The organism is Mucilaginibacter pankratovii, assembly GCF_014773265.1.
Lineage (GTDB): Bacteria > Bacteroidota > Bacteroidia > Sphingobacteriales > Sphingobacteriaceae > Mucilaginibacter > Mucilaginibacter pankratovii.
In genome coordinates this window covers 496,253-521,496 of sequence record NZ_JACWMY010000003.1, presented here as the reverse complement: position 1 = coordinate 521,496, position 25,244 = coordinate 496,253, and the positions used below count along the sequence as shown (strand labels likewise).

The following is a 25,244-nucleotide window of genomic DNA, read 5'->3' as shown; positions in this document are numbered from 1 at the left end:
ATCAGTAAAACAATTTAACGGAAGCAAATATAAAATCATATCTTGGTTAACCCTATTTAATTGCATCTTCCATAGCCAAAAATTGCCATTATGGCGCAATTGTTACGGTTTGTAACATCGGTATGGCTTTTGTAATCTAATTTGTAAATTACATCACCAAAACTAAAAACAACAACACATGAAAAAATTATTCTTCGCGCTCGCTATAATGGTTGGGGCAATGTCGTTAAGCTCGTGCAGTTACAACAGCATGGTTACCGCCGACGAAAATATAAAAGGGAAATGGGGCGAGGTGCAAACGCAATACCAGCGCCGCAGCGACCTGATCCCAAATTTAGTTGCAACCGTTAAAGGTGAGGCCAATTTTGAGAAAGGTACGCTTACAGAAGTTACTGAGGCACGCGCCAAAGCAACATCCGTACAGGTTGACGCGAGCAAGCTCACTCCCGAAAGCATCCAAAAATACCAGGAAGCACAGGGCCAGTTAAGCACCGCTTTAGGCCGGTTGCTTAGTGTTACCGAAAACTACCCTACCCTGCGTGCAAATGATGCTTTCCGCGGCTTACAGGTGCAATTAGAAGGCACTGAAAACCGTATTGGCTTTGCCCGCAAAGATTTTAACGAAGCGGTACAGGCATACAACAGCAAGATCCGTTCGTTCCCGGCCAATATTACCGCTAAAATGTTTGGCTTTAAAGAGAAAGGCTACTTTACTTCCGAACCCGGTTCTGATAAAGCGCCAGAGGTTAAATTCTAATTAGTGAATGAGCGATTTAGTGAATGAGTGATTGTAGCTACAATTACAGGTTCACTAAATCATTCACTCCTTCACACATTCAATAATTCACTAATTAACATGGCAGTATTTACCGACGAAGAGCAGCAGCGCATTCAAAAAGCTGTGGCTGAGGCCGAAAAAAACACATCCGGCGAGATCCGCGTTTGTATGGAAAAAACCTGCAGCGACGAAGCGTTGGATCGCGCGGCGAGATATTTTGCGCGGCTGGAAATGCATAAAACCAAGCTACGCAATGGTGTGCTTATTTACGTGGCCACGGTCGACCGTAAGTTCGCCATTATTGGCGATGCCGGTATTAACAAGGTGGTGCCCGCTGACTTTTGGGATACCACAAAAGAAGATATGCTGAGTCATTTTAAGTATGGCAACCTGGTAGAGGGCATTGTTACCGGCGTTACAAAGGCGGGGGAGCAACTTAAAAAGTATTTTCCGCACCTGTTGGACGACCGCAACGAACTGCCCGACGATATAGCCTTTATGGATGGCAACTAACCTTAAACCGATGCTGAAAAAAATATTATTAGGCATTAGCCTGGTGCTATGCATAACAACCGCATTCGCCCAAAACTACCCGGAGAAACCCACGCAGGGCCTTGTTAATGATTTTACAGGCACCTTGTCGCCCGAGCAAATAAGCCGGCTTGATGATAAGCTGAAAGCCTTTGAAGATTCTACCACCAACCAAATAGCGGTTGTACTCATTAACACGCTTGACGGCCGCGAGATAATAGACTATGGCGTTGGGCTTATTCGCACATGGGGTATAGGCACAAAAGAAAAAAGCAATGGGGTTTTGGTGCTGGTTGTCATAAAAGACCGAAAAATATCGATACAGACTGGTAACGGCTTAGAGGGCGCACTGACCGATATTACTACCCACGAGATCATTATGAACGATATGCAGCCAAAGTTTCGCGCAAACGATTACTATGGCGGGCTGGATGCGGCCACAGACGATATCATAAAAGTAACAAAAGGCGAATACAAGGCCACCAAAAAGGCAACCAGCAGTAGTAACGTAGGTAAGCGCGGTGGCAGTGTGGGTTTTGTCATCATTATTTTAATTATCATACTCATCATTGTTTTCCGTAACAGGGGCGGTGGTGGTGGCAACCGCGTTATTGGTAGCCGAGGTGGTGCAAACCCGTTTTGGTGGCTATTGGCGGGCAACATGCTTAGCGGTGGCGGCAGAAGCAGCGGCAGCGACTGGGGAGGTTTCTCTGGTGGTGGTGGTGGCGGTGGCGGAAGCAGCTGGGGCGGCTTTGGTGGCGGTAGCAGCGGTGGCGGCGGCAGCAGCGGTAGCTGGTAAATTGAAGTGAAAGGATAAAGGTAAAAGCTGAAAGGTAATTCACTTCGATCCTAATCTCTAACCTCCAATCATCTAATCTCTAAAACAATGATGCAACGCGATTATATGCTTAACGAAGCCCGCAAAATGGCTTTGCTACTGGCAAAACTAATGGGCTTAAAAACCGAAAGCAGCGATGAGGAATACCAACAATATTTCAACTCGATATTGCAGGATGAATATAATACCGAACTGGAAGAATTGCTAAAAGCATCAGAAGCGGATTTTAGCGCCATGCTTAACGAGCGTGCCTATAGTGCCGAAAAGCTGAACGCTCTGAGCCAAATGCTTTATGTATTTGCCGAACCATTTAATGCCGATGAGCAAACAGCATCTATCTTAAAAAAAGTTCTTGCAATATTTGATGCTCTTGAAACCGAACATCATTACGAATCTTTTGATAATTTAAACAAGAGGAACCATATATACAGTTTCTTTAAAGCTAACTATGAACGAATTTAAATGGAAAACCCTTTCCAGCACCTATGTACATAAGGGCCCCTGGGCCACCCTCCGCGCTGATAAATGTGAAATGCCCAATGGCACCATTGTAGACGAATACTACGTACTTGAATACCCCAACTGGGCCAATGCCGTAGCGCTTACCGAAGATAACAAGATCATCATGATACGCCAGTACCGTCATGCGGCGGGTATTGTATCGCTGGAGATCCCCGGCGGCGTAATTGAAGAAGGCGAAGACAAAGAAGAAGGCATGCGCCGTGAATTACTGGAAGAAACCGGCTACGCCTTCGACAGTGTGGAGCTCATCAGTACCGTTTATGCCAACCCATCAACTGCGGGTAACGTTACCTACTGTTACCTGGCCCGCGGAGGTAAAAAGGTAAAAGAGCAATCACTCGACGAGCATGAGCAGATCGAAGTGATGGAATATACCATTGATGAGGTAAAGCAATTATTGGCTGATAACAAGATCCCGCAATCCCTGCATTGCACGGGTTTGTTTTATGCGCTAATGAAGTTGGGAGAATTGAAGTAAACCGGCATCCCAACAAAGTGTTCCACTTTTTGCGTCAAACACTTTAATTTTGATTATTATTGGCTATCAGCACTTTAAGTGAAATCAGTGAAACACTTTGGAACATCCCCGGTGTTTAGATAATCTTATTAAAGTATTTACTATCAATATCTTAAACAAATAAAACGCAAGTGACCTAAAAACTGGGCGAAACAGTTTGCTTGATATAAAAAAGAAAACCCCGAAGCATAATGCTTCGGGGTTTTCTTTTATTTGTAGCAATCCTATTGATACCCTTCGTTCTGTGTCAACAACGGGTTGGCATCTCTTTCTCTTTTTGGTATCGGGAAAACTAATTTTGGTGAATTCCACTCAAACGGATCAACGTGATTACCATCACCATCTATTGAATAAGTGGTTTCTTTGTAGCGTTTTAAATCAAATAATCTAAATCCTTCAAAAGTTAGTTCAGCACGGCGTTCATATTTAACTGCAGCAAGTAAATCACCCGGGGTAGTCGCTTCTGTATCTTCCAGCAACGCACGGTGCCGTATTACGTTTATATCATCTGCAGCACCCGAAAGGTTTGGCGACGGTTTTAATGCCCTTGCTTCGGCCCTTATTAAATAGATCTCGGCTAAACGAATAACAACCACATTGGCGAAAGCATTATTAAACTTAGCCGTAAAGGAGTCATCCGTAACTTCGTTTATCCTGTCGTCACCCTCCTCAAACATATCAAAAAACTGTCCGTTGAGGTACGTTTCTTCACGGCCAGCAAATGCAGATGAAGCATATACCTCATTAAGCGCGTTATAGCCAGACTGGCTTGAGATTTGGATAGCGAATATATCTTCTGATGTATTAAATACCCGTGTTGCCTGCTCTTTCACCTGAAACTCATCCGAAAAATGTTCTACAAGGCCATAAGCACCGCTCGAAATTATTTTTGTGGCCTCGGTCTCAGCATCCGCATATTTCTCCTGCGTAAGGTAAATTCTTGCCAAAACAGCGGCAGCAGCAGCGGAGCTTGCGTAAGTAGATTTTATATCCAAATTGTTTTCGGCGAACTGCAGATCGCTAATAGCCTGTGCATATACTTCAGCTACTGTATTACGTTTCACCATCTCAATACCTGATATTGCGGTAGTGGGTTTTAAGATAATAGGTACCGCAAGGTTTGTAGTTGGAGAACCATCGTTCCATGCCTTTCCAAAAGCACGCGCAAGATCGAAATAAACCATCCCACGTAAAAATTTGGCTTCCCCTTCAACCTTTGCTTTCTTAGTTGGATCAACTAGGGCAAGGTTAGCTAAAACGGTATTACATACGCCAATAGTATTGTAACCTGCGTTCCATAAACCTTCAACGAAGCTGTTATTAACCGTTATCGTTTTGTTATTTAGTTCCGTATAATCAGAGAAAGTACCGAAATACGCAAAATCGCCGTCGTCCCCCAAAAAATCACTGGCCGACTGAAAACGTCCACCATAGATCCCCCTTAAACCGGCCGCAGTGTATGCACCGATTAACACGCCCTCAACATCCTTAGATGTTTTTAGTGCGATAGCCGACTCTACCGAGTCGTTGGGCTTGATATCCAGCTGCTTTTGGCAACCGGAATTATATAGCATAGCTATTATACCAACAGCTATGATCAAATATTTTCTGTTCTTCATTTTCTTCAGGTTTAATTAAAATCCTACGTTTATTCCAAAAGTTATTGTTTTGGCCTGCGGAGCCGCATAAAAATCATAATTCTGGGTAATATTACCAGAAAATGCATCAGAGTTTAACTCCGGATCCCAGCCGGAATACTTTGTCCAGGTTATCAGGTTTGTTGCCTGGGCGTATACCCTCAGGCTACGCAGCTTGATTTTGGTAAGCCATGGTTTAGGAAAGTTGTACCCTAGAACAATATTTTTTAAACGAACATAAGAACCATCCTCTAAAAACCGTGAACTTGGTGAAACGCCATTACCGCCAAACAAACGGGCCTGTGGCACCTGTGTAACTTGCCCAACAGTTTTCCATGCATTTAACTGGTCTATAGTTTGGTTATCCGCACCATTGTTAAAACCTACAGACATATACTGGCCGCCACCGTTATAGATATCGGCACCATGCACCTGTTGCAACAGGAAACTAAAATCAAAGCCCGCGTAAGTTACGGTATTGTTTAAACCTGCAATATAATCGGGGTTAGGGTTACCTACCACTACAGGGGTTGCAGCGTTATAATCATTAGTGGTGCTGCGGTCGCGGGTACCATCACCTTTATCGGTGTTTTTGTAATAAAGTGCATCGCCGTTTGCAGGGTCGGCACCGGCAAATTCAACCGTGTAGAACACGCCTAACGGCTGGCCTTCAAAAGCACGGTTAACAGCATCGCCGCTTCCGGTTATCACCTGCCCCTTAATATCGGTAATTTTGTTTCGGTTAATAGAGAAGTTGACACTTGTTGACCAGGTTACTTTGCCAACAAGGTTTTTCGAGTCTACCTGTATCTCAAGCCCTTTATTTTGAAGCTTACCTAAATTCTGCGTAATTGTTGTAAAACCTGAGGTTGCAGGCACCTGCACATTTAACAGCAGGTCTTTTGTTTTCTTCAAATAAACGTCAAACTGGCCGGATAAGCGCCCGTTAAAAAAGCCTATATCCAATCCTAAATCGGTTGTTGCCGAAGTTTCCCACTTCAGATCGGGATTAGGCAACTGAATTGGCCTTGCCCCGGCAATACCGGCATACCCGAATGCGGCAAACAACCCGCGTGAAGGGAAATTTCCAATTTCGGAGTTACCTGTGATACCATAACTGGCACGAAATTTCAATTCCGATATCAGTTGCTGGTTCTTCATAAAATTTTCTTCGGAAACTACCCACCCCACAGAACCCGCAGGGAAGAAACCGTACCTGTTATTATCCCCAAAGCGGGAGGATCCGTCTATACGGCCGCTTAACGACAATAGGTACTTATTGCTGTAGCTATAATTGGCTCGCGCGAAATAAGATAGCAGTGAATAAGCATCGGAAGTTGTTGATGCTCCCGTAATATCCGCTGAGCTGTTTAACTTTTTATAAGCATCGCTTGGAAACTGGTTACCACTAATCGAGTTAAGATCGTTTTGTTGCCGCTGATAACTCATACCACCTACCACGTTTAAACTATTGTTGCCAATATTTTCTATGAACTGCAAAAAGTTATTGGTGTTAAAGTTGGTAGCCGTTACGGATGAATTAAAACCGGATCCGTTTGATGTACCGGAGTTACGTACCGTTAAACTGCCCGAGTAACTATCTTCGCTTGTGTTTAATATATCCACACCAACTTCCGAACGGAAACTTAACGACGGTAGCAGTTTTACCTGTGCGAATACATTACCAAGATTTCGATAGTCGATTGTGTTGTAATAACTATTCGCTGAATTGATGAGCGGATTATAATAAACAGGATAGTTTGTATTCGGTGCACCTGTCGTAGGATCGAGCACGCCGCTTAATAAACCGCTGCGTGGGTCGATAAGCGGTGAAATTGGCGATAGCGCGACGATCTGCTCCGGCGTTGAGAACTGGTTATCATTAGATAAACGATAGTTCTTTGTCCGCGATAAGCTCAGGTTAACTCCTACCTCTAACCATTTATTTGCCTGGTTACTGATATTTGTACGGAGGCTGTATTGGTTAAGCGCATTACCTATCAAGTAACCTTTCTGATCGTTATAAGTGCCCGAAATATAAAACTTAGTTTTATCTGTTCCGCCGGATAACACCAGGTTGTAATTTTGTACCGGCGCGTGTTGCGTTATTGCATCCTGCCAATTGGTATTTACATCGTAGGTTTTGTAGTTGTCGCTTCCTGCTGCGTATCTTTTTAACCTGGCTTCTACAGAAGCGGTTGAATAGCCCCCCGCTGCGCCTGCTTCTCTCAGCATAGTTACATATTGCTCGGAATTTAAAAACTTACGTTCGCCGGTTGGCTTACTAAAGCCATAATACTGGTTGTAAGTAATTTTAGTATCACCCGATTTACCTTTTTTGGTAGTTACTAAAACCACACCATTTGATGCCCTTGAACCATATATAGCTGCGGCAGAAGCATCTTTTAAGATGTCGATAGATTCGATATCGTTCTGATTCAGATCCACCAGCGGGTTAGTCGAAGCCCCATTGCTCGAAAAATCATTGACAGTAATAGGCAACCCATCAACTACGTACAAGGGCTGGTTACCTGCAGACACCGAAGAAGCACCGCGGATACGCACCTGGATCCCCTGCCCTAACTTACCGTTTTGGGCCTGAACATACACACCCGGCGCCCGGCCTTGAATAGCCGATTCTAAACTTGGCACAGGAATATTCTCAATGTCGGTCCCTTTAATTTTAGATACCGAACCTGTTAAGGAGCGCCTGCTTTGTGTGCCGTACCCTACCACGACTACTTCAGAAAGCACCTTAGCATCAGTTTCGAGGCTGGCGTTTATAACACTGCCACTTGCGGCAAGTTCAACATCTTTATACCCAATAAATTTAAATATGAGTATTTTACCTGTTGGAATCGACAGGCTGTACTTACCATTAATGTCGGTTTGTGTACCGATTGTAGGGGAGCCTTTAACGGTTACTGTTACTCCCGGTAACGCTGATCCGTCCTTCTGATCTGTTACTTTACCTGTAACAACACTGTTTTGGCTAAAAGCAAATGTTAGGGAGGTAAATAACAGCAGGAATGAGAGTAGAATTTTCTTCATGCGATATTAGTTAAATGAATTGAAAGAGTAAGTTCACAATTAAAAAGCACAAAAGCAACAAAAGGCATAATTTCTTATGCCTTTTGTTAATATTTTACTAAAAAAATCGAAACGACACTGATATTACATGTTAAAACACCATTAATATCTGGCCTTTTTCAACTTTATCCCCTGGTTTAATTTTTATTGCCTTAACGTTAACATCTGCCGGTGCCTTTATGATATTCTCCATTTTCATGGCCTCCAGCACAAACAAATTCTCCCCTTTTTTTACCTCAGCACCCACCTCGGCAAATATTTTAAGTACTAAGCCCGGCATAGGCGCCTTTATCTCGCTTACCTTTGCCGCGTTTAAATTGCTAAGCCCCATTTTGTCGAGCAAAACATCAAACTTGTCTTTTGCCGATACCGTATAAACATTATTGTTAACCTTTATCTCCGCCGTTTTTTCTTCTTTGTTGAAGCTTACTACTTCGGCATTATAAGATGCGCTATCGTTAATAATATGGAATAAGGACGGGTTTAGCGCTTTTATATCCGCGTTAACCGCGGTATCGTTTACAAGCAGGCCCTTCGATTGCCTGTCGATCTCAAAATCGTGCTTATTATTAACCTTTATCTTATACATCCTATTTAGTAAATATATACTGTATTAAATTAGCGCCCATGCGCAATGCTTTTAAGCGGGTTTCCTGGCTGTCGCCTGCGTAGGTGCCTAAGTCTTCCCAGCCGTTGCCCAAATCGCATTGGTAGGTGTAAAAGCACACCAACCTGCCTTTATATATCAGTCCGAAACCTTGCGGTCGCTTGCCGTCGTGCTCGTGTATTTTGGGCAAGCCCGTGGGGAAGTTAAACTTTTGATGATAGATGGCGTAATTGGTCGGTAATTCTACAAACTCCAGTTCGGGGAATACCTTTTTCATTTGCGGGCGAATGAATTGGTCGAAACCGTAATTATCATCAATATGCAGGAAACCGCCGCCTGTTAAATACTTACGCAGGTTTTTCGCTTCCTGGTCGTTAAATATCACGTTGCCATGGCCGGTCATAAATACAAATGGGTAATTGTACAACTCTTCGCTGCCTGCCTCCACGGTTTCCTCCTCGGGCTGAAAGTTTGTTTTTAAATTTTCGTTGCAAAACTTAATGAGGTTCGTCAATGCGGTACGGTCACCATACCAATCGCCGCCGCCATTATATTTTAGCCTTCCCATTTTATAGGATGGGTCGCTAAAGCTACTAATGGCTATCATCAGTATTAAAGCTGCAACAATAAAAAGGGGTTTCCTCATATCCGGTTTAAAAAATTCACCTCGAAACAGGCTTCTAAGGCGGCTGTTTCGGTACGCAAACGGCTTTCACCTAAAGTTATGGCTTTAAATCCGTTTTGCAAAGCCATATCAATCTCCGCCGGACTAAAATCGCCCTCCGGGCCTATCAGTATTAAATAACGGCTTTGTTTGGTAAGAGATTGCGCAAGACTCAATTTTTCGCCTTCGGCACAATGGGCTATGAACTTCTCCCCGTCGAATGGTTGTTTGAGGAATTGCGCAAACGATACGGCCTCATTCAACATCGGGAGGTAAGCTTTAATGGATTGCTTGATAGCCGAAGTTATAATTTTATTCAGGCGTTCTATCTTGGCTTCCTTCCGTTCGGAGCGCTGGCAGATAATGAGCGATACCTCATCAATGCCAATCTCCGTAGCTTTCTCCAGGAACCATTCGGTGCGCTCAATGTTTTTGGTGGGGGCAACCGCGAGGTGCAAGTAATGGTCGCGTTTGTTAAATTCTGTTTTTACCGAATTTATCTGCAGGATGGTGCGTTTTGGATGGGCATCCTTTATTTCCGCATCGTACAGGCCACCCTTACCGTCTATCAGGGTAACCGCATCGCCATTTATTAGGCGCAATACGCGCACAGCATGCTTGCTTTCTTCTTCACTTAAAAAGTATTGGGATACTGATGGATCGATGCCGGGTGTATAAAAAAGCTGCATAGTTAAAGCTAAAAGCCTAAAGCTGAAAGCACAAAGCTATCATTAAAATATCCGTATTGATAAAAATGGGTAGAAATTATTAGTGCAGGTCTACCGTGTCTTCCTCATTTATAAGCAATTCCAGCTTAACCGATTCAATGTTCTGGTCGGATTTTTTTAGTACGGTAATATTGTAGCCGTTTGATTCCTTTTGCTCGCCCACATCCGGGATCTTACCAAAGATATCACCCAACCAGCCCGAAACGGTGTCAAAGTCGCCGTCTTCGGGCAGGTCGTGTGGCAAGTGCTCGTTCACGTCGTAGATAGGCGCTAAGGCATTCACTACAAATTCGCGTTCGTTTATTTTTTCTACAATTGGTTTCTCTTCGTCAAACTCATCCTGTATCTCACCTACCAGCTCTTCAACAATATCCTCCAGGGTAACCATACCGGCGGTACCGCCAAACTCATCAGATACAATGGCTATTTGGATGCGCTTTTGCTGCAGCTCGGCCATCAGATCGTTTATCTTCTTAGTTTCGGGGATAAAGTAAGGCTTACGGATGATGTTCTTCAGTACGATCTCCTCGTTACGGGCCAGCAAAGGCAATACGTCCTTCGCGTGTACAATGCCTATGATCTTATCTATCACTTCATCGTAAACAGGCATACGGGAGTAACCTTCGGTTATCAGTATCTCCAATAATTCTTCTGTTGGTGTATCTACCTCTATGCCCGAGATCTTGGTACGGGGCACCATGATGTTTTTCACCACGCGCTCGTTAAAATCAAAAACGTTCTGTATCAGTTCGTGCTCGTTGGAATCAAGTGCGCCACTTTCCTTACCCTGCTCTAACAAGTATTGTAATTCTTCGGAACTATGATGTGCTTCGCCGCCCTCTAAAGTGGTAATGCCCATCAGCTTTAAAATGAAGTTGGCGAAACCGTTGAGCAGCCAGATTAGCGGCCTAAATACAACAAAGAAGAATTGCAATGGCACCGAAACCGCAAGCGTAGTTCTGACAGATTTTTGTATAGCTAAGGATTTTGGCGCAAGTTCCCCGAACACTATATGAAGAACCGTAATTACCGCAAAAGATACAATATGTGCAGCAGTATTAAAGCCGGGAGACAAGGTGATCCCTACAGCTAAAAAGCCCCGGAGCACAATATTGGTAACCACTCCCTCGCCAACAACACCAAGCCCCAGCGAAGCAATGGTAATACCTAATTGGGTTGCCGCAAGGTAACCATCGAGATTATGCAGTATGCCACGGGCAACTTTTGCTACCCCGCTTCCGCTTTTGGCTTTAAGCTCTATTTGTGAGCCGCGTACTCTTACCATGGCAAACTCCGCAGCCACAAAAAAGCCGTTAAGGAGCACCAAAAATATGGTTGCGATTATATAAAAGCCATTGATCTCTAAATGCGCGGGGTCCATCAATTATTTATTGGTAAGCGGGAAAGGTGGTCTTATACAAGTCAAGTGCTTCGGCAATTACTTTGTGGGCATAACGTAAACCTAACAAATGTTCGATGGTTACGTTTTTGCCTTCCAGCTTTTTGTAATCTTTAAAAAAGCGTACAATTTCGGTCATCGCGTGTGGCGGCAATTCGTTCAAATCGTTAATATAGTTAACCGACATGTCGTTTTTTGCTACCGCTATGATCTTATCATCCTGCTCGCCGTTATCAACCATGTGCATTACGCCTACTACCTTTGCTTCGATAATGCTCATTGGGTAAACGTCTATCGAGCAAAGTACCAGGATGTCCAACGGATCTTTATCATCGCAATAAGTTTGCGGGATAAAGCCATAATTGGCCGGGTACATTACCGAAGAAAATAAAACACGATCCAGCTTTAACAAGCCCGAATCTTTATCAATTTCGTATTTAGCCTTAGAACCTTTAGGTATCTCAATTATCGCGTTTACTATCTCAGGAATATTTTCGCCCGGAGAAACCTGGTGCCATGGGTGTTGTGTGCTCATTTGGTATATGTTATATTATATTATTGCTCCTGATTATTCGTTTTGCTAAGTTTTTTCTTAACAAAAGCAAAAATCAACGGAACGGTTGTTATTATTATTAATCCAAGTACGATGTATTGCAGATAATCTTTTAGCTGCGGAAAGCGCCTGCCTAAAAAATAACCTGCCAATGTTAACGTGGTTACCCAGGCTACACTGCCTATGATGTTATATAAAGTGAACTTTTTGATATCAACTTTTACAACACCTGCAAATATAGGGGCAAATGTCCTAACTATGGGGAAAAATCTGCCTAAAATCAAAGCCATGCCGCCGTATTTGTCATAAAACTCTTCGGCTACGGCAATATAACGCTTTTTAAAAAACAAAGAATCGTTTTTGCTGAAGAGAACCGGCCCCGTTCGGTACCCAAACCAATAGCCGGCGTAATTGCCCAAAATACCGGCTCCAATTAGCGAAAGCACCAATGTGTAAATAGGCACCTGTATGATACCGGCTGCACTTAGTATGCCCGCCAGGAATAAAAGATAATCTCCAGGTAGAAAAAACCCGAAGAACAATCCTGTTTCGGCAAATACTACAATCAGCAGAAGGTAAAAGCCCCCACTACTTATAATTGATTCCGCTTCGGTTAAAGTTCGCAGGTATTCCCAAAAATTTTCCATTCGCTATATCCGTAAAACTACAAATATTATGTGGGAAATTTTTGAGTGCTAAATTAAATAAGGCTTGATATTAACGCGGGGTAAACGCCAATGGCTATGGTAACCAGTGCCGAGAAGCCTAAAACAAATTTGTAATAAGCAGGTACAACAACCTCGCTACGATCGGCACTGCGGAAATACATGGCAATGATGACACGGAAATAATAGAAAATGCTGATGATAGCATTAACTACCGCTACTATAACCATAATATATTTGTACTGTAGCAACGCGCCCGAGAACATGTAAAATTTACCCACAAAGCCCGCTGTTAAAGGGATACCCGCTAAAGACAGCATACTAACCGTAAGCACAAACGCCAGGAAGGGATTTTTGCGTGCAAGACCATTAAAGCCCTCAACGTTATCGCTGCCGGTTTGCTGGCGAACCAATACCAAGGCCCCAAAAGCGATAATAGAGGCGATTGAATAAGCTGTGGCATAAACAAATACCGAATTTGCAGAAGCAGCGCCTAAAGCCACAATGGCAAACATCAGGTACCCGGCATGTGATATACTGGAGAAAGCCAACATCCGCTTAAAGCTTTGCTGATATAGCGCCGTAATGTTTCCTATAAACAGGGTGATGATGGTAATTACCATTAACACCGGCGACCAAAATGTCGCGATAGAACCGAAACTTGCAGAAAACAATCTTAAGAACGCTGCAAAACCGGCCGCCTTAACTACGGTAGACATATAAGCGGTGATGAGCGAAGGTGCGCCTTCGTAAACATCGGGTGTCCAGAAATGAAAAGGGGCAGCACCAACTTTAAAGCAAAGGCCAACGATGATCAGTAACACCCCGGTGTAGAATATCGGATCGATATTGCGGGGATGGGCTAACACGTAATCGCGGATACCATCCAGATCGAACGAACCTGATGCCCCGTAGATAAGCGTAATACCAAATAGCAAAAAGCCTGTAGAGAACGCGCCCATCAGGAAGTATTTCAACGCAGATTCGTTTGAAGCAAAATCGTTTTTACGGATCCCTGCCAAAATGTAAAGACTTACCGACATGATCTCGATACCTACAAACAGCATGGTTAAGTTGTGGTAACTTACCATTACTACGATGCCTGCCAGCGAGAATAAGATAATGGCGTAATACTCCGCAATATGGCTGCTTATCTTTTCGAAATAGCCTTTAGAAAGCATCAGTATTAAAATGGTAGAGACGATACTGACAACCGAGAAGGCGATAGAAAAGTTATTAAACAGCATCATGCCATGATAAATAGGCTGCGCGTTATCGCTCCATTGCATTACGGCAGCGCCAAGGGCAATCAGCATACCAATAATAGTAACCGGGAGCAGCGCTTTTTGTGCTTTATATAAACCCAGGTACAACAGCACAATAGGTAAAACAGATATGATGATTAAAGTATTCATTTGATGATTATATCTGTACTTTAAAATTTCGTGGTGATAAATTTATGATTTACGGTATCAATCAAATTGGTTACCGCGGCTTCTGATATATGTAATAGTGGCTGTGGATAAACGCCTATAACTATAATTAATGCACAGATGATACCGAGCGCCAGTTTCTCCGAACCCTTGATATCGGTAAATGTAGCTGTCAGCTCGTTTAGTTCGCCTTGCATTACATTTTTATACATGCGCAGCATATAAACTGCTCCAAGTATAATAGTGGTACCTGCTATTGCAGTTGTATAAATACCCCATGCAAAAACGCCTCTTAACAATAAAAACTCGCCAACAAAGCCATTGGTTAAAGGCAAAGCTACCGTACCCAAAACTATGATTAAAAATGCGATAGAAAACTGCGGTGCAACCTTTGCAATGCCCCCCAGCTTACTTATATCGCGGGTGCCTAAGCGCCTGCTGATAATGTCCCATATAAAAAACATACCCACTACGTTAATACCATGGCTTACCATTTGTATCATGGCGCCTTGTATTCCATAGAGGTTCCAGGCGAAAATACCCGCGGCAATTAGCCCCACGTGCGCTATAGATGAGTAAGCAACCAGGCGCTTCCCATCAATTTGTTTGAAGGCTATAAGTGATGCATAAACAATTCCAATGATAGCAAGCGCTAACGCCACATTTTGCCAGGTTAAATACCCAAGCGGCGCATTAGGTATTAACCAGCGGATAACACCATAAATACCCATCTTAAGCATTATACCCGATAGCAGCATAGTACCGGCAGTTGGTGCCTCGGTATAAGTATCCGGCTGCCAGGTGTGGAAAGGGAATAGCGGCATCTTAATAGCGAAAGCTAAAAAGAAAGCGAGGAATACCCACGATTGATGGCTGGCATCTAAACTGAGGTTATAAAAATGTTGCAGATCGTAATCTTTACCCGGTGTTTGCAGGTATAGGTAAATAATACCTATCAGCATAAACAACGAACCTGCGAACGTATAGATAAAAAATTTGATAGTGATACGGATGCGGTTTTCGCCTCCCCATAATGCACAGATAAAATAGATAGGTATCAATGCTGCTTCCCAGCCTACGTAAAACAAAAAGCCATCAAAAGCGGTGAACACCGTAAGAAGGCCTGCCTGCATAAACAGAATCAGCGCGTAAAAAGCATTGGCATTTTTATATTGGTGCTCATAAGTGGTGAGGATGATTAAGGGCACAAGTGCTGTGGTAAGCAATACCATTACCATGCTTATACCATCGATACCCGCTTTAAAATACACCCCAAACTGTGGGATCCAGGGCGCATCAATACTGTATTGCAGCGATGCATCCGGGACAAAACCACTTAAAAAATAAAGCGCAATAGCCAGTTCCACAACAGCAAAAAACATTGCTGCATGCTTAGCCATTTCGTTTTTAAACAGCAATGTTAAAAGCGCTGCTACTATCGGTAAAAAAATTAAAATGCTAACCGTCATTTTATGTGTTGAAAAACGCTATTGTTCTATATTTTAGTTATTCCGTATATCAGGATGGCAACAATACCTATTACCATCATAAATATATAAAAGCCTACATTACCTGTTTGCAGCAGGCGCAGGCCCTTGCTTGTTTCCAAAGTCCCTTTACCCAGGCCGTTTACAAATCCGTCTATCCCTAATTGCTCAATTACTTTGTAAAAGAATACCGATATGGCATCAAGTGGCTTGCGGATAATGGTATCGTACAACTCATCTATATAAAATTTGTGGTAGGACAAATTTGCCAGTGCCGGGCGTTCTTCCTCATCAGATACCGGCAGGCTGCCACCTTTAACGTATTTGAAATACGCGTATGCCATAGCTATAAGCGCCAGTAGTACCGAAATCGCCATTAACAATTTCTCGGTGCTGTGGCTCAATTCGTGTTCGCCTAATATTTTTGTTGAGCCTTCAAATACCGGAGCCAAATAAGCGCCTAATTCGTGGTGACCGCCTAATACCGCAGGTACGCCGATCATACCGCCAATGGCCGATAATATGGCCAATACGATCAACGGAATGGTCATGCTTGGCGGCGACTCGTGTAAGTGGTGTTCCTGCTCATGTGTTCCGCGGAATTTACCCCAAAAAGTAAGGTACATCATCCGGAACATATAGAAAGAGGTAAGCATGGCTGTAATTACACCCACTACATAAAAGGTAGTGCTGTGTGCAAATGCAGCCGCTAAAATTTCGTCTTTAGAGAAGAAGCCCGAGAAAGGCGGGATACCAGCGATTGCAATAGTGCCGATCAGCATGGTAATAAAAGTAATTTTGATCTTACCTTTTAGGCCGCCCATTTTGCGCATGTCCTGTTCACCACTCATGGCATGAATTACAGAACCTGCGCCAAGGAATAGCAAGGCTTTAAAGAACGCGTGTGTTAACACATGGAAGAAAGAGCCGGTATAAGCACCAACACCCAAACCTAAAAACATATACCCCAATTGCGATACGGTTGAATAGGCCAGTACTTTCTTAATATCTGTTTGTGTTAAAGCGATCAGCGCGGCGAAGCAAGCGGTGGTTAAACCTACTATGGCAATAACCTCCATAGTTTGCGGTGCCATAGAAAATAAGATGTTAGAGCGTGCTATCATATAGATACCGGCGGTAACCATGGTAGCGGCGTGTATCAGTGCTGATACCGGTGTTGGGCCGGCCATCGCATCCGGTAACCAGGTAAACAGCGGCAGCTGCGCCGATTTACCAATTGCACCGATGAAAAGCAATAAGGTAACTACCGTAAACAATACATCGCCCCGCACCATTGTAGCGGCTTTAGGGAAAATGGTGGCAAACTCTACACTTTTAAATACTGCGGTTAATATAAACACCCCTAACAGGAAACCAAGGTCTCCTATGCGGTTCATGATGAAAGCTTTCTTGGCGGCATCGGCGTAGCTGGCATTTGTATACCAGAAACCGATAAGCAGGTAAGAGCATAAGCCCACGCCTTCCCAGCCAATAAACATAATAATGTAGTTGCTACCCATCACCAGTAATAGCATAAAGAACACAAACAGGTTTAAGTAAGCGAAGAACTTACCAAAACCCGCATCATCATGCATGTAACCGATGGAATAAAGGTGGATGAGGAAACCTACGCCGGTGATGATCAGGAGCATAATAGAGCTTAGCTGATCTATTAAAAAAGCGAAAGGTATTTTAATATCGCCAACGCTTATCCAGTTAAACAGGGTAACGTTTATTGGAGTAGCAGTTTGTTTGATCTGGAAGAAAGCAGCTACACTTATCCCGAAGGCAATAAATACAAGTAAGCTGCCTATAGCACCAATTACATTTTTCGACAGCGCATTACGCCCAAGTCCGTTTATAACAAAACCGGCTAAAGGTAATATGGGAATAAGCCAGATATATTGATTCATTTGTGTCCGTTGTGCGTGTTATATTATTTAAATCCGAAATCGAAAATTCGAAATCCGAAATGGGTTTACCATTTCAACCTGTTTAATACGTTAATATCTATCGAATTGGTGTTGCGGTATATCATTACTATAATTGCCAGTCCAACTGCAACTTCGGCAGCGGCAAGCGCCATAATAAAAAATACAAAAACCTGCCCGGCTGCATCGCCACGGTAAACCGAGAACGCGGTAAGCAACAGGTTAACCGAATTAAGCATCAGCTCAACCGACATAAATATCACAATAGCATTACGGCGTAAAAGCACACCCATAACTCCTATGGAGAATATGATAGCGCTTAATAGGATGTAATGGTTAAGCGGCACCGCTTGAATGGTATTGGCTACACTGTTCATCAGATGGTTGCTTTTGGTTCTTTAGAATCTTTTGTTGCCAGTAAAACGGCGCCCACCATTGCCGATAACAGCAATACCGAGGACACTTCAAACGGCAGTAAAAATTCGTTAAATAAAACTTTACCCAGGTTTTTCACCAGGCCCAGGTTAGGGTTTGTTAATACTACAGGTGCCGACGCTCCTAATGATTTTAATGACGATACCAGTGCCACCATTAAAATGCCCGCGCCAAATACAGCGGCAAGCTTCACCATAAATGGCTTAACGGGCTCGCTCTCTTTGTTCAGGTTGATCAGCATCAGCGTATATAGGAACAATACCAGTATAGCGCCCATGTAAACAATAAAGTTTACAATAGCCAAAAACTGGGCATTCATTAATATATAGTGGATGGTGAAAGTAAAAAACGTAAGGATAAGGTACAGGATACTATGCACCGGGTTCTTTGCAGAGATAACCAGTATAGAGAAAAATATAGATAAAAACGCGATGAAGTAAAAGGTACTCATGTTTATATTTTACAAAATACTTTTGCCCTTGTAATAGTGGGGCAAAGGTATAAAACTTCTGTTATTGATTTAAAGGTGCTTCTACTAATTTATCTTTACCGTAAATAAAATCCTTACGCAGGTAATCTGATTGTACGATATCGCCATCCAGGTATATAGCTTCTTTAGGGCAAGCTTCTTCGCAAAGGCCGCAGAAAATGCAACGCAGCATATTTATCTCGTAAACGGCAGCATATTTTTCTTCGCGGTACAAATGCTCTTCGCCTTTCTGGCGCTCAGCAGCTGTCATGGTAATAGCCTCCGCAGGGCACGATAAAGCGCAAAGCCCGCAGGCGGTACAGCGTTCCTTGCCATTTTCATCGCGTTTAAGCGAGTGCAGGCCACGGTAATTTTCAGAAAACTCGCGCTTTTGCTCGGGGTACTGTATGGTAACCGGTTTTTTAAAGAAGTGGCCCATGGTAATGCTCAACCCTTTTGCAATAGCAGGCAGGTAAGCCCGTTCCCAAAAATTGAGCGGCTTTACTTCTAAAACTTTCTTTTTATTGCTTAATGATTCCATTTTAACTCTACCTCTCTAACTAAAAAAAGTTATCCAAATACCCGTAACCACAATATTGGCGATAGCCAAAGGTATCAGCACCTTCCAGCCCAGATCCATCAACTGATCGTAACGGAAACGCGGGATAGTCCAGCGTACCCACATAAAGAAGAAGATGAACAGCAACACCTTAGTGAACATCACTGCGAAACCAAATAAAGGCCCCCAGGTTGCTCCCAATAACTCGTTCATATAATCCATACCAGGATAGTTGTAACTGCCCCAGTATAAGGTTACCATTACTGCCGATGAGATGAACATGTTGATGTACTCCGCAAACAGGTAAAAACCCAATTTCATCGAAGAGTATTCAGTATGGTAACCGCCAACCAGTTCGGTTTCGCACTCAGGCAAATCGAATGGTGTACGGTTTGTTTCGGCAAAGGAACAGATCAGGAACAATAGAAAACCTACCGGCTGGTAGATCACATTCCAGTGCCAGCCATGTTGTTGCTGTGCAATTTCGCCAAGGCTTAGTGTGCCTGTCACCAGCAATAAGGCGATGATAGAAAGCCCCATCGAAATTTCGTAGCTGATGTTCTGCGATGCCGCGCGGATAGCGCCCAACAGCGAATATTTATTGTTTGATGCCCAGCCACCTATCATTACACCATACACACCTAAGGATACTACGCCGAAGATGTAAAGGATACCTACGTTAATATCGGTAACCTGCAGCGGTATGGTTCTGCCTGCAATAACTACATTTTGTCCCCATGGAATAACCGCAGAGGCTATACAAGCTGTCAAAATAGCCAATGATGGGCCAACTATAAATAAAAAGGGTGTGGCATTGGTTGGGATGATCTCTTCTTTCAAAAACATCTTGGCACCATCGGCCAGAGGTTGCAGTATACCAAAAGGGCCTGCGCGGTTAGGGCCAACCCTGTCCTGAAAAAATGCCGCTATTTTACGCTCGGCATAAGTAGAATACATAGCCACTACCAGGCTAATGCCGAAGATGATAGCTACAAGAGCGAATTTTATACCTATTTCTGCTAATTCCATTACAGGCGTGTCTCCCTTTCAAATTGTTCTTTATTGGCTTGCTGCAGTACTGGGTTGGTTTTTACAACCGGCAGTGGTTTAAGCGTATCGTAGTGGTTAGAGCTGATAACCGATTTATTCGACACCTTACGGGGACCTTCAATTACCCAGTCGGCGGTTTTCTTTTTATCAAAGCGGCAGGTATTACAGATAAATTCCTCTGCTTCGCCGTACTCGTCTTTACGTGCGGTAACGCGTAAAACATCTTCGCCTTTGTACCAAAGGGTTACCTTACCGCAGCATTTTGGGTTTTCGCATTCGCGATGCGCTTCTACCGGCTTGGTGAACCATACGCGGTTTTTAAAACGGAAGGTTTTATCGGTTAATGCGCCTACCGGGCAAACGTCAATAACGTTACCGCTAAAGTCGTTATCAACCGCTTTGGTGATGTAAGTAGAAATTTCTGAATGATCGCCACGGTTAAGGATACCATGGATACGGTGATCGGTTATCTGGTCGGCAACAAATACACAACGGTAGCAAAGGATACAACGCGTCATGTGCAGTTGGATCTTATCGCCTATATCTATTCTTTCAAATGTACGGCGGTCGAATTCGTAGCGGGTTTTGGCAGCGCCATGCTCGTAACCCAGGTCCTGCAGGTGGCATTCGCCGGCCTGGTCGCAAACCGGGCAATCCAGCGGGTGGTTTATCAAAAGCATTTCCACTACGCCTTTACGCGCTTCAATAACTTCCGGAGAAGAGATATTTTTCACCTCCATACCATCCATAACGGTGGTACGGCAGCTTGCTACCAGCTTTGGCATCGGGCGCGGGTCTTTTTCAGAGCCCTTGCTTACCTGTACCAGGCAGGTACGGCATTTACCGCCACTGCCTTCCAGCTTGGAGTAATAGCACATAGCAGGCGGAACTATATCACCACCTATCATCCTTGCGGCATTCAGGATGGTAGTTCCTGGTTCTACTTCAATGGTTATACTATCAATTGTAACTTTCATTGACTTTTGTTAGTCGTTAGTATTTTATCTATGCAACTACCGCATTCAACGGATCAGCATAATGCGCTATTCCATAATTGCGTGTTGTTGCTTCGTAGGCGTTTGTTACGTGCCATTCAAATTCATCCCTAAAGTGGCGTATTGCACTGGCAACCGGCCAGGCCGCTGCATCACCTAACGGACAAATGGTATTTCCTTCAATTTTCTTTGATACATCAACCAGCAGGTCCATATCGCTCATTTTACCGTGTCCGTATTCCAGGCGGTGTAAAACTTTCTCCATCCAGCCGGTACCTTCGCGGCATGGCGAACATTGGCCGCAGCTTTCGTGATGATAGAACCTTGCGAAATTCCAGGTATTGCGCACAATGCACTGGTCTTCATCATAAGCGATGAAACCGCCCGAACCCATCATGGTACCGCTTACAAAGCCGCCGTCAGCTAACGATTCGTAGCTCATTAAACGGGCCTCGTTATTAACCGTCTTCAAAAATAAATTAGCAGGAAGGATTGGAACCGATGAACCACCGGCAACAACCGCCTTTAAGCGTTTACCGTTGGCGATACCGCCACAATATTCATCGCTGTATAAGAATTCTTCGGCCGGTAAGCCAAGGTCAATTTCGTAAACGCCCGGGTTTTTAAGGTTACCTCCTGCCGAGATCAGTTTAGTACCGGTACTGCGGCCAATGCCTATTTTAGCATACTCTTCGCCACCATCATTGATGATAGGCACAACAGCAGCTATAGACTCCACATTGTTTACTACGGTAGGGCAGCCATACAAACCGGCAATAGCCGGGAATGGTGGCTTTATCCTTGGGTTACCGCGTTTACCTTCCAGCGATTCTAACAACGCGGTTTCTTCGCCGCAGATGTAAGCACCACCGCCGGGTTGTACGTAAAGCTCCAGGCTGTAATCGGTACCTAAAATATTTTTACCTAAAAAACCTTTTGCTTTTGCTTCGGCAATTGCTTTCTCCAGGATGCGGATCTGCGGCATCATTTCGCCGCGCACGTATATATATGATGTTTTTGCACCCAGCGCAAAGCTGGCTACGATCATCCCCTCAATTAATAAGTGAGGGATATAGGTCATCAAAAAGCGGTCTTTAAAAGTACCGGGTTCAGATTCATCGGCATTGCAAACCAGGTAGCGTTCTACACCTTCCGGCTTGGCCAAAAAGCTCCACTTCATCCCGGTAGGGAAACCTGCACCGCCACGGCCGCGTAAGCCCGATTTTTTTACCTCTTCTACCACCTCTTCGGGTGTAAGGGTTTTCAGGGCTTTTTCCACGGCTGCGTACCCCCCTTTTGAGCGGTATACATCAAAAGTATTGATGCCGGGTACGTTAATATGTTCAAGTAAAAGTTTACGAGCCATTACTATTAATATATTTTACCGTTTAGTTTATAAGCGGTTATATGATTTCTTACACAATTAGAAAGTATCATTACGGTTATCAACCCAATGATGAGGTTGTAGTTACCCGGCACTTGCAAAAACAGAAACATTACTATGCCTGCTATTAGCGCTGCGTCCCAGCCAACCAACCGGCTTCTTTCGCTCATTAATTATTTGCTTTCGCTTTTAAATCACCAATCAGTTTATCAACGGAACCGGTAGTTAAGTTCTCGTAAAAAGTATACTCAGGGCCTATCTGCAAAACCGGGCCAAAGCCGCAGGCTGCCAGGCATTCAACGCCTCTCCAGCTAAATAAGCCATCCTCGGTAACGTCGCCTTCTTTTACGCCAAGTGTTTTCTCAATATGCTCCATTATCGGCGTGGCGCCTACAATTTCGCAAGGGCCGGTGCGGCAAACTTCCAGCATATACTTGCCTTGCGGCTTTAAAAAGTACATGGTGTAAAACGATGCCACCTCATAAACCTCTATCGATTGGATAGAGAGGTATTCGGCGACGCTATCCATTGCGGGCGCGCTTACCCAGCCATATTCTGCCTGCACTAAATGCAGTATAGGCAATAAGGCCGATTTTTGTTTACCCACCGGGTAACGGCTAACCACATCAGCAAACTTGCTGATCAGTTCCGGCGAGAATGTTACCGGGGTATTGGTATCCTGTACGCTAAGCATCTAACTCTCCTGCTATTACGTTTAAACTACTCATGTTAATAATCGCATCAGATAGCAACATGCCCTGGCTCATTGGCGCGTACATCTGGTAATTGATAAAGCTTGGCCTGCGGAAATGCAAACGATATGGCGAGCGGCCACCGTCGTTAACCAAATAAAAACCAAGCTCGCCGTTTGCACCTTCAACCGCGTGGTAAACTTCGGCAGTTGGGGTTTCTACTTCGCCCATCACAATTTTAAAGTGATAGATCAAAGCTTCCATGTTATTATAAACTTCTTCCTTCGGAGGCAGGTAAAACGCCGGCACATCCGCGTGGAATATATCTGATGGTTCTTTTTCTAATTTGGCAAGCGCCTGCTCTATAATGCGCATGCTCTGCCACATTTCTTCGTTGCGTACTAAAAAGCGTGCGTAAACATCGCCATTGTCGCCGACCGGGACCTCAAAATCAAAGTCCTCGTATGATGAGTATGGCTCCATGGCCCTAACGTCGTAATCAACGCCAGTAGCGCGCAATATCGGGCCTGTCCAGCTGTAGCTTAAAGCGGTTTCGGCAGTAACCTCGGCAACGCCACGGGTACGATCTACAAATATGCGGTTACGGTTAAAAAGGCTTTCAAACTCTTTTAATCCTACACGGTATATCTTTAGGAAGTTGCGGATCTTATCGAAAGCGATCTTATTAAAATTACGTTCGAACCCGCCTATACGGCCAATGTTGGTGGTTAAGCGCGAACCGCAAATCTCTTCGTAAATCTCATACACCGACTCGCGGTATTGCATCATATAGGTAAAGCCGGTTAACGCACCGGTATCTACACCTAAGATGGAGTTACATACAATATGATCGGTAATGCGGGCCAGTTCCATGATAATAACGCGCATATAGTCCACACGTTTTGGCGTGGTAATGCCCAACAGCTTTTCGGCTGTCATGTGCCATCCCATGTTGTTTATGGGCGACGAGCAGTAGTTCAACCTGTCGGTAAGGGGTGTTATCTGGTAAAACGGCCTGTGTTCGGCAATTTTTTCGAATGCGCGGTGGATGTAACCTATGGTTGATACGCCGCTAACAATACGCTCGCCATCCATCTGCAGTACGTTTTGGAAAACGCCGTGAGTGGCAGGGTGTGTTGGCCCAAGGTTTAGCGTGGAATACTCCGTTTGCGGATCGTTATCGGTATATACGGGATGGTTATGCATTATCTTCCGAAAAAGTAATCTTTTTTATCAATACGGTTAGGGTCTTCCAGCGGAAATTCCTTCCTCATCGGGAATACAGTCATGTCATCAACATTCAGTATCCTCCTTAAGTCGGGGTGGCCTTCAAATACAACCCCATAAAAATCATATGTTTCTCTTTCCATCCAGTTGGCGCCATCCCAAAGCGTGGTAGCGGTAGGGATATGCACATCATCAGCTGTGAGGAAAACCTTTACGCGGATACGTGTATTTGTTGTTAAGCTGTGCAGATGGTAAATTACGCCTATTTGCTTCTCCAGTTCGGGGTAATGTATAGCGGTAATATCGGTAAGAAATATAAACTTCAGTTCAGGATCGTTCTTTAAATAAGCGAGCACATCGCTTATTTGCTCCCTGCCGGTTTCTACCGAAAGCAAACCGTAATCCTGGTTCAATTCTGTCACCTGGCCCGGAAATTTATCCCCCAGTTTTTGTATCAGCACTTCGTTAGCTATCTTACCCATTATTGTATTCCGTATTTAGCTAACAATTCCTGGTATTTCGGTTCTTCGCGGCGGCGCAGGGTTTCTGTCCTAACCAATTTTTGGATAGCCATAAAACCATCGATGATAGCTTCGGGGCGTGGCGGGCATCCGGGTACGTAAACGTCCACGGGGATAACTTCATCAATACCCTGTAAAACAGAGTAAGTATCAAATATACCACCGCTTGATGCACATGCGCCAACAGCCATTACCCAACGGGGTTCGGCCATTTGCAGGTACACCTGGCGCAATACCGGGCCCATTTTTTTAGATATAGTGCCCATCACCATCAACAGATCGGCTTGGCGCGGCGAAAAGCTTAAACGCTCGGCACCAAACCTGCTCAGATCGTATGTAGATGCCATGGTAGCCATAAACTCGATACCGCAGCATGATGTGGCAAATGGCAAAGGCCATAACGAATTTGCACGCGCCATGCCTATTGCTTTATCAAGCGAGGTGGCAAAAAAGCCAGATCCCTCTACACCGGCTGGAGCCTCAACTATTTGAATATCACTCATGAATTTTTATCAAATAAAATAAACCCATC

Annotated in this window: 27 protein-coding genes; 5 read left to right on the top strand and 22 right to left on the bottom strand. The window is 44.1% G+C overall.

All coding sequences use genetic code 11. From position 1 onward, the window contains the following. Positions 1 to 178 precede the first annotated feature (178 nt). The 5 genes from IDJ77_RS08060 (at position 179) to IDJ77_RS08040 (ending at position 3,147) form a co-directional block, all read left to right on the top strand. A complete protein-coding gene (locus IDJ77_RS08060) occupies positions 179 to 757 on the top strand; it encodes a LemA family protein (RefSeq protein WP_191188427.1) in 579 nt (192 codons plus the stop codon). Positions 758 to 856: 99 nt separating this feature from the next. Next, the gene (locus tag IDJ77_RS08055; protein ID WP_191188426.1) at positions 857 to 1,291 is read left to right on the top strand and encodes a TPM domain-containing protein; all 435 of its coding nucleotides are present in this window, start codon (positions 857 to 859) and stop codon (positions 1,289 to 1,291) included. Between the two features lie 10 nt (positions 1,292 to 1,301). Continuing rightward, on the top strand, positions 1,302 to 2,108 hold the full coding sequence (locus IDJ77_RS08050) for a TPM domain-containing protein (protein ID WP_191188425.1): 807 nt from the start codon (positions 1,302 to 1,304) through the stop codon (positions 2,106 to 2,108). An 87-nt stretch (positions 2,109 to 2,195) separates the two neighbouring features. Continuing rightward, entirely contained in the window at positions 2,196 to 2,609 is a 414-nt protein-coding gene (locus IDJ77_RS08045) for a hypothetical protein (protein WP_191188424.1), read from the top strand. Further along, positions 2,596 to 3,147, top strand: coding sequence for an NUDIX hydrolase (locus IDJ77_RS08040; protein WP_191188423.1), 552 nt, complete (start codon positions 2,596 to 2,598; stop codon positions 3,145 to 3,147). Before IDJ77_RS08045 ends, IDJ77_RS08040 begins: the two co-directional genes overlap by 14 nt. Positions 3,148 to 3,410: 263 nt before the next feature. On the opposite strand, the gene IDJ77_RS08035 is transcribed toward IDJ77_RS08040, so the two are convergent. From IDJ77_RS08035 to IDJ77_RS07930, 22 genes are all read right to left on the bottom strand, one after another. Beyond that, positions 3,411 to 4,805, bottom strand: a complete 1,395-nt coding sequence (locus IDJ77_RS08035; RefSeq protein ID WP_191188422.1) for a RagB/SusD family nutrient uptake outer membrane protein — start codon at positions 4,803 to 4,805, stop codon at positions 3,411 to 3,413. 15 nt (positions 4,806 to 4,820) lie between these two features. Beyond that, positions 4,821 to 7,874 carry a SusC/RagA family TonB-linked outer membrane protein gene (locus IDJ77_RS08030; RefSeq protein ID WP_191188421.1) on the bottom strand — a complete coding sequence of 1,018 codons (3,054 nt, stop codon included), beginning with the start codon at positions 7,872 to 7,874 and terminating at the stop codon, positions 4,821 to 4,823. Between the two features lie 130 nt (positions 7,875 to 8,004). Next, positions 8,005 to 8,502 carry an acetyl-CoA carboxylase biotin carboxyl carrier protein subunit gene (locus tag IDJ77_RS08025; protein WP_191188420.1) on the bottom strand — a complete coding sequence of 166 codons (498 nt, stop codon included), beginning with the start codon at positions 8,500 to 8,502 and terminating at the stop codon, positions 8,005 to 8,007. A gap of 1 nt (position 8,503) precedes the next feature. Next, a complete protein-coding gene (locus IDJ77_RS08020) occupies positions 8,504 to 9,166 on the bottom strand; it encodes a DUF4159 domain-containing protein (protein ID WP_191188419.1) in 663 nt (220 codons plus the stop codon). Beyond that, positions 9,163 to 9,873: a 16S rRNA (uracil(1498)-N(3))-methyltransferase gene (locus tag IDJ77_RS08015; RefSeq protein ID WP_191188418.1), complete on the bottom strand. Its 711-nt coding sequence runs from the start codon at positions 9,871 to 9,873 to the stop codon at positions 9,163 to 9,165. The genes IDJ77_RS08020 and IDJ77_RS08015 overlap by 4 nt, the downstream gene beginning before the upstream one ends. Positions 9,874 to 9,952: 79 nt before the next feature. Beyond that, positions 9,953 to 11,293: a hemolysin family protein gene (locus tag IDJ77_RS08010; protein ID WP_191188417.1), complete on the bottom strand. Its 1,341-nt coding sequence runs from the start codon at positions 11,291 to 11,293 to the stop codon at positions 9,953 to 9,955. A 7-nt stretch (positions 11,294 to 11,300) separates the two neighbouring features. Next, positions 11,301 to 11,846, bottom strand: coding sequence for an inorganic diphosphatase (locus tag IDJ77_RS08005; RefSeq protein ID WP_191188416.1), 546 nt, complete (start codon positions 11,844 to 11,846; stop codon positions 11,301 to 11,303). 20 nt (positions 11,847 to 11,866) lie between these two features. Further along, positions 11,867 to 12,511 carry a DedA family protein gene (locus IDJ77_RS08000; RefSeq protein ID WP_191188415.1) on the bottom strand — a complete coding sequence of 215 codons (645 nt, stop codon included), beginning with the start codon at positions 12,509 to 12,511 and terminating at the stop codon, positions 11,867 to 11,869. Between the two features lie 53 nt (positions 12,512 to 12,564). Next, the gene (locus IDJ77_RS07995; protein ID WP_191188414.1) at positions 12,565 to 13,944 is read right to left on the bottom strand and encodes an NADH-quinone oxidoreductase subunit N; all 1,380 of its coding nucleotides are present in this window, start codon (positions 13,942 to 13,944) and stop codon (positions 12,565 to 12,567) included. A gap of 20 nt (positions 13,945 to 13,964) precedes the next feature. Beyond that, positions 13,965 to 15,431: a complex I subunit 4 family protein gene (locus tag IDJ77_RS07990; protein ID WP_191188413.1), complete on the bottom strand. Its 1,467-nt coding sequence runs from the start codon at positions 15,429 to 15,431 to the stop codon at positions 13,965 to 13,967. A 26-nt stretch (positions 15,432 to 15,457) separates the two neighbouring features. After that, the gene (nuoL, locus tag IDJ77_RS07985) at positions 15,458 to 17,362 is read right to left on the bottom strand and encodes an NADH-quinone oxidoreductase subunit L (RefSeq protein WP_191188412.1); all 1,905 of its coding nucleotides are present in this window, start codon (positions 17,360 to 17,362) and stop codon (positions 15,458 to 15,460) included. 65 nt (positions 17,363 to 17,427) lie between these two features. Continuing rightward, positions 17,428 to 17,757 (bottom strand): NADH-quinone oxidoreductase subunit NuoK, encoded by a 330-nt coding sequence (gene nuoK / locus IDJ77_RS07980; protein WP_191188411.1) that lies wholly within the window; start codon positions 17,755 to 17,757, stop codon positions 17,428 to 17,430. Then, positions 17,757 to 18,266 (bottom strand): NADH-quinone oxidoreductase subunit J family protein, encoded by a 510-nt coding sequence (locus IDJ77_RS07975; RefSeq protein WP_191188410.1) that lies wholly within the window; start codon positions 18,264 to 18,266, stop codon positions 17,757 to 17,759. Before IDJ77_RS07975 ends, nuoK begins: the two co-directional genes overlap by 1 nt. 61 nt (positions 18,267 to 18,327) lie before the next feature. Next, positions 18,328 to 18,825, bottom strand: a complete 498-nt coding sequence (locus IDJ77_RS07970; protein ID WP_128534166.1) for a NuoI/complex I 23 kDa subunit family protein — start codon at positions 18,823 to 18,825, stop codon at positions 18,328 to 18,330. 15 nt (positions 18,826 to 18,840) lie between these two features. Further along, on the bottom strand, positions 18,841 to 19,872 hold the full coding sequence (gene nuoH, locus IDJ77_RS07965) for an NADH-quinone oxidoreductase subunit NuoH (RefSeq protein WP_191188409.1): 1,032 nt from the start codon (positions 19,870 to 19,872) through the stop codon (positions 18,841 to 18,843). Then, a complete protein-coding gene (locus tag IDJ77_RS07960) occupies positions 19,872 to 20,870 on the bottom strand; it encodes a 2Fe-2S iron-sulfur cluster-binding protein (protein WP_191188408.1) in 999 nt (332 codons plus the stop codon). The genes nuoH and IDJ77_RS07960 overlap by 1 nt, the downstream gene beginning before the upstream one ends. 28 nt (positions 20,871 to 20,898) lie before the next feature. Then, positions 20,899 to 22,254, bottom strand: a complete 1,356-nt coding sequence (gene nuoF, locus IDJ77_RS07955; protein WP_191188407.1) for an NADH-quinone oxidoreductase subunit NuoF — start codon at positions 22,252 to 22,254, stop codon at positions 20,899 to 20,901. Between the two features lie 5 nt (positions 22,255 to 22,259). Beyond that, positions 22,260 to 22,442 (bottom strand): hypothetical protein, encoded by a 183-nt coding sequence (locus tag IDJ77_RS07950; RefSeq protein WP_191188406.1) that lies wholly within the window; start codon positions 22,440 to 22,442, stop codon positions 22,260 to 22,262. Then, a complete protein-coding gene (locus tag IDJ77_RS07945; RefSeq protein ID WP_191188405.1) occupies positions 22,442 to 22,966 on the bottom strand; it encodes an NADH-quinone oxidoreductase subunit NuoE family protein in 525 nt (174 codons plus the stop codon). The genes IDJ77_RS07950 and IDJ77_RS07945 overlap by 1 nt, the downstream gene beginning before the upstream one ends. Further along, positions 22,959 to 24,170 (bottom strand): NADH-quinone oxidoreductase subunit D, encoded by a 1,212-nt coding sequence (locus tag IDJ77_RS07940; RefSeq protein ID WP_191188404.1) that lies wholly within the window; start codon positions 24,168 to 24,170, stop codon positions 22,959 to 22,961. The genes IDJ77_RS07945 and IDJ77_RS07940 overlap by 8 nt, the downstream gene beginning before the upstream one ends. Continuing rightward, positions 24,170 to 24,673: an NADH-quinone oxidoreductase subunit C gene (locus IDJ77_RS07935; RefSeq protein WP_191188403.1), complete on the bottom strand. Its 504-nt coding sequence runs from the start codon at positions 24,671 to 24,673 to the stop codon at positions 24,170 to 24,172. The genes IDJ77_RS07940 and IDJ77_RS07935 overlap by 1 nt, the downstream gene beginning before the upstream one ends. Continuing rightward, the gene (locus tag IDJ77_RS07930) at positions 24,673 to 25,215 is read right to left on the bottom strand and encodes an NADH-quinone oxidoreductase subunit B (RefSeq protein WP_191188402.1); all 543 of its coding nucleotides are present in this window, start codon (positions 25,213 to 25,215) and stop codon (positions 24,673 to 24,675) included. Before IDJ77_RS07930 ends, IDJ77_RS07935 begins: the two co-directional genes overlap by 1 nt. Positions 25,216 to 25,244: the final 29 nt, after the last annotated feature.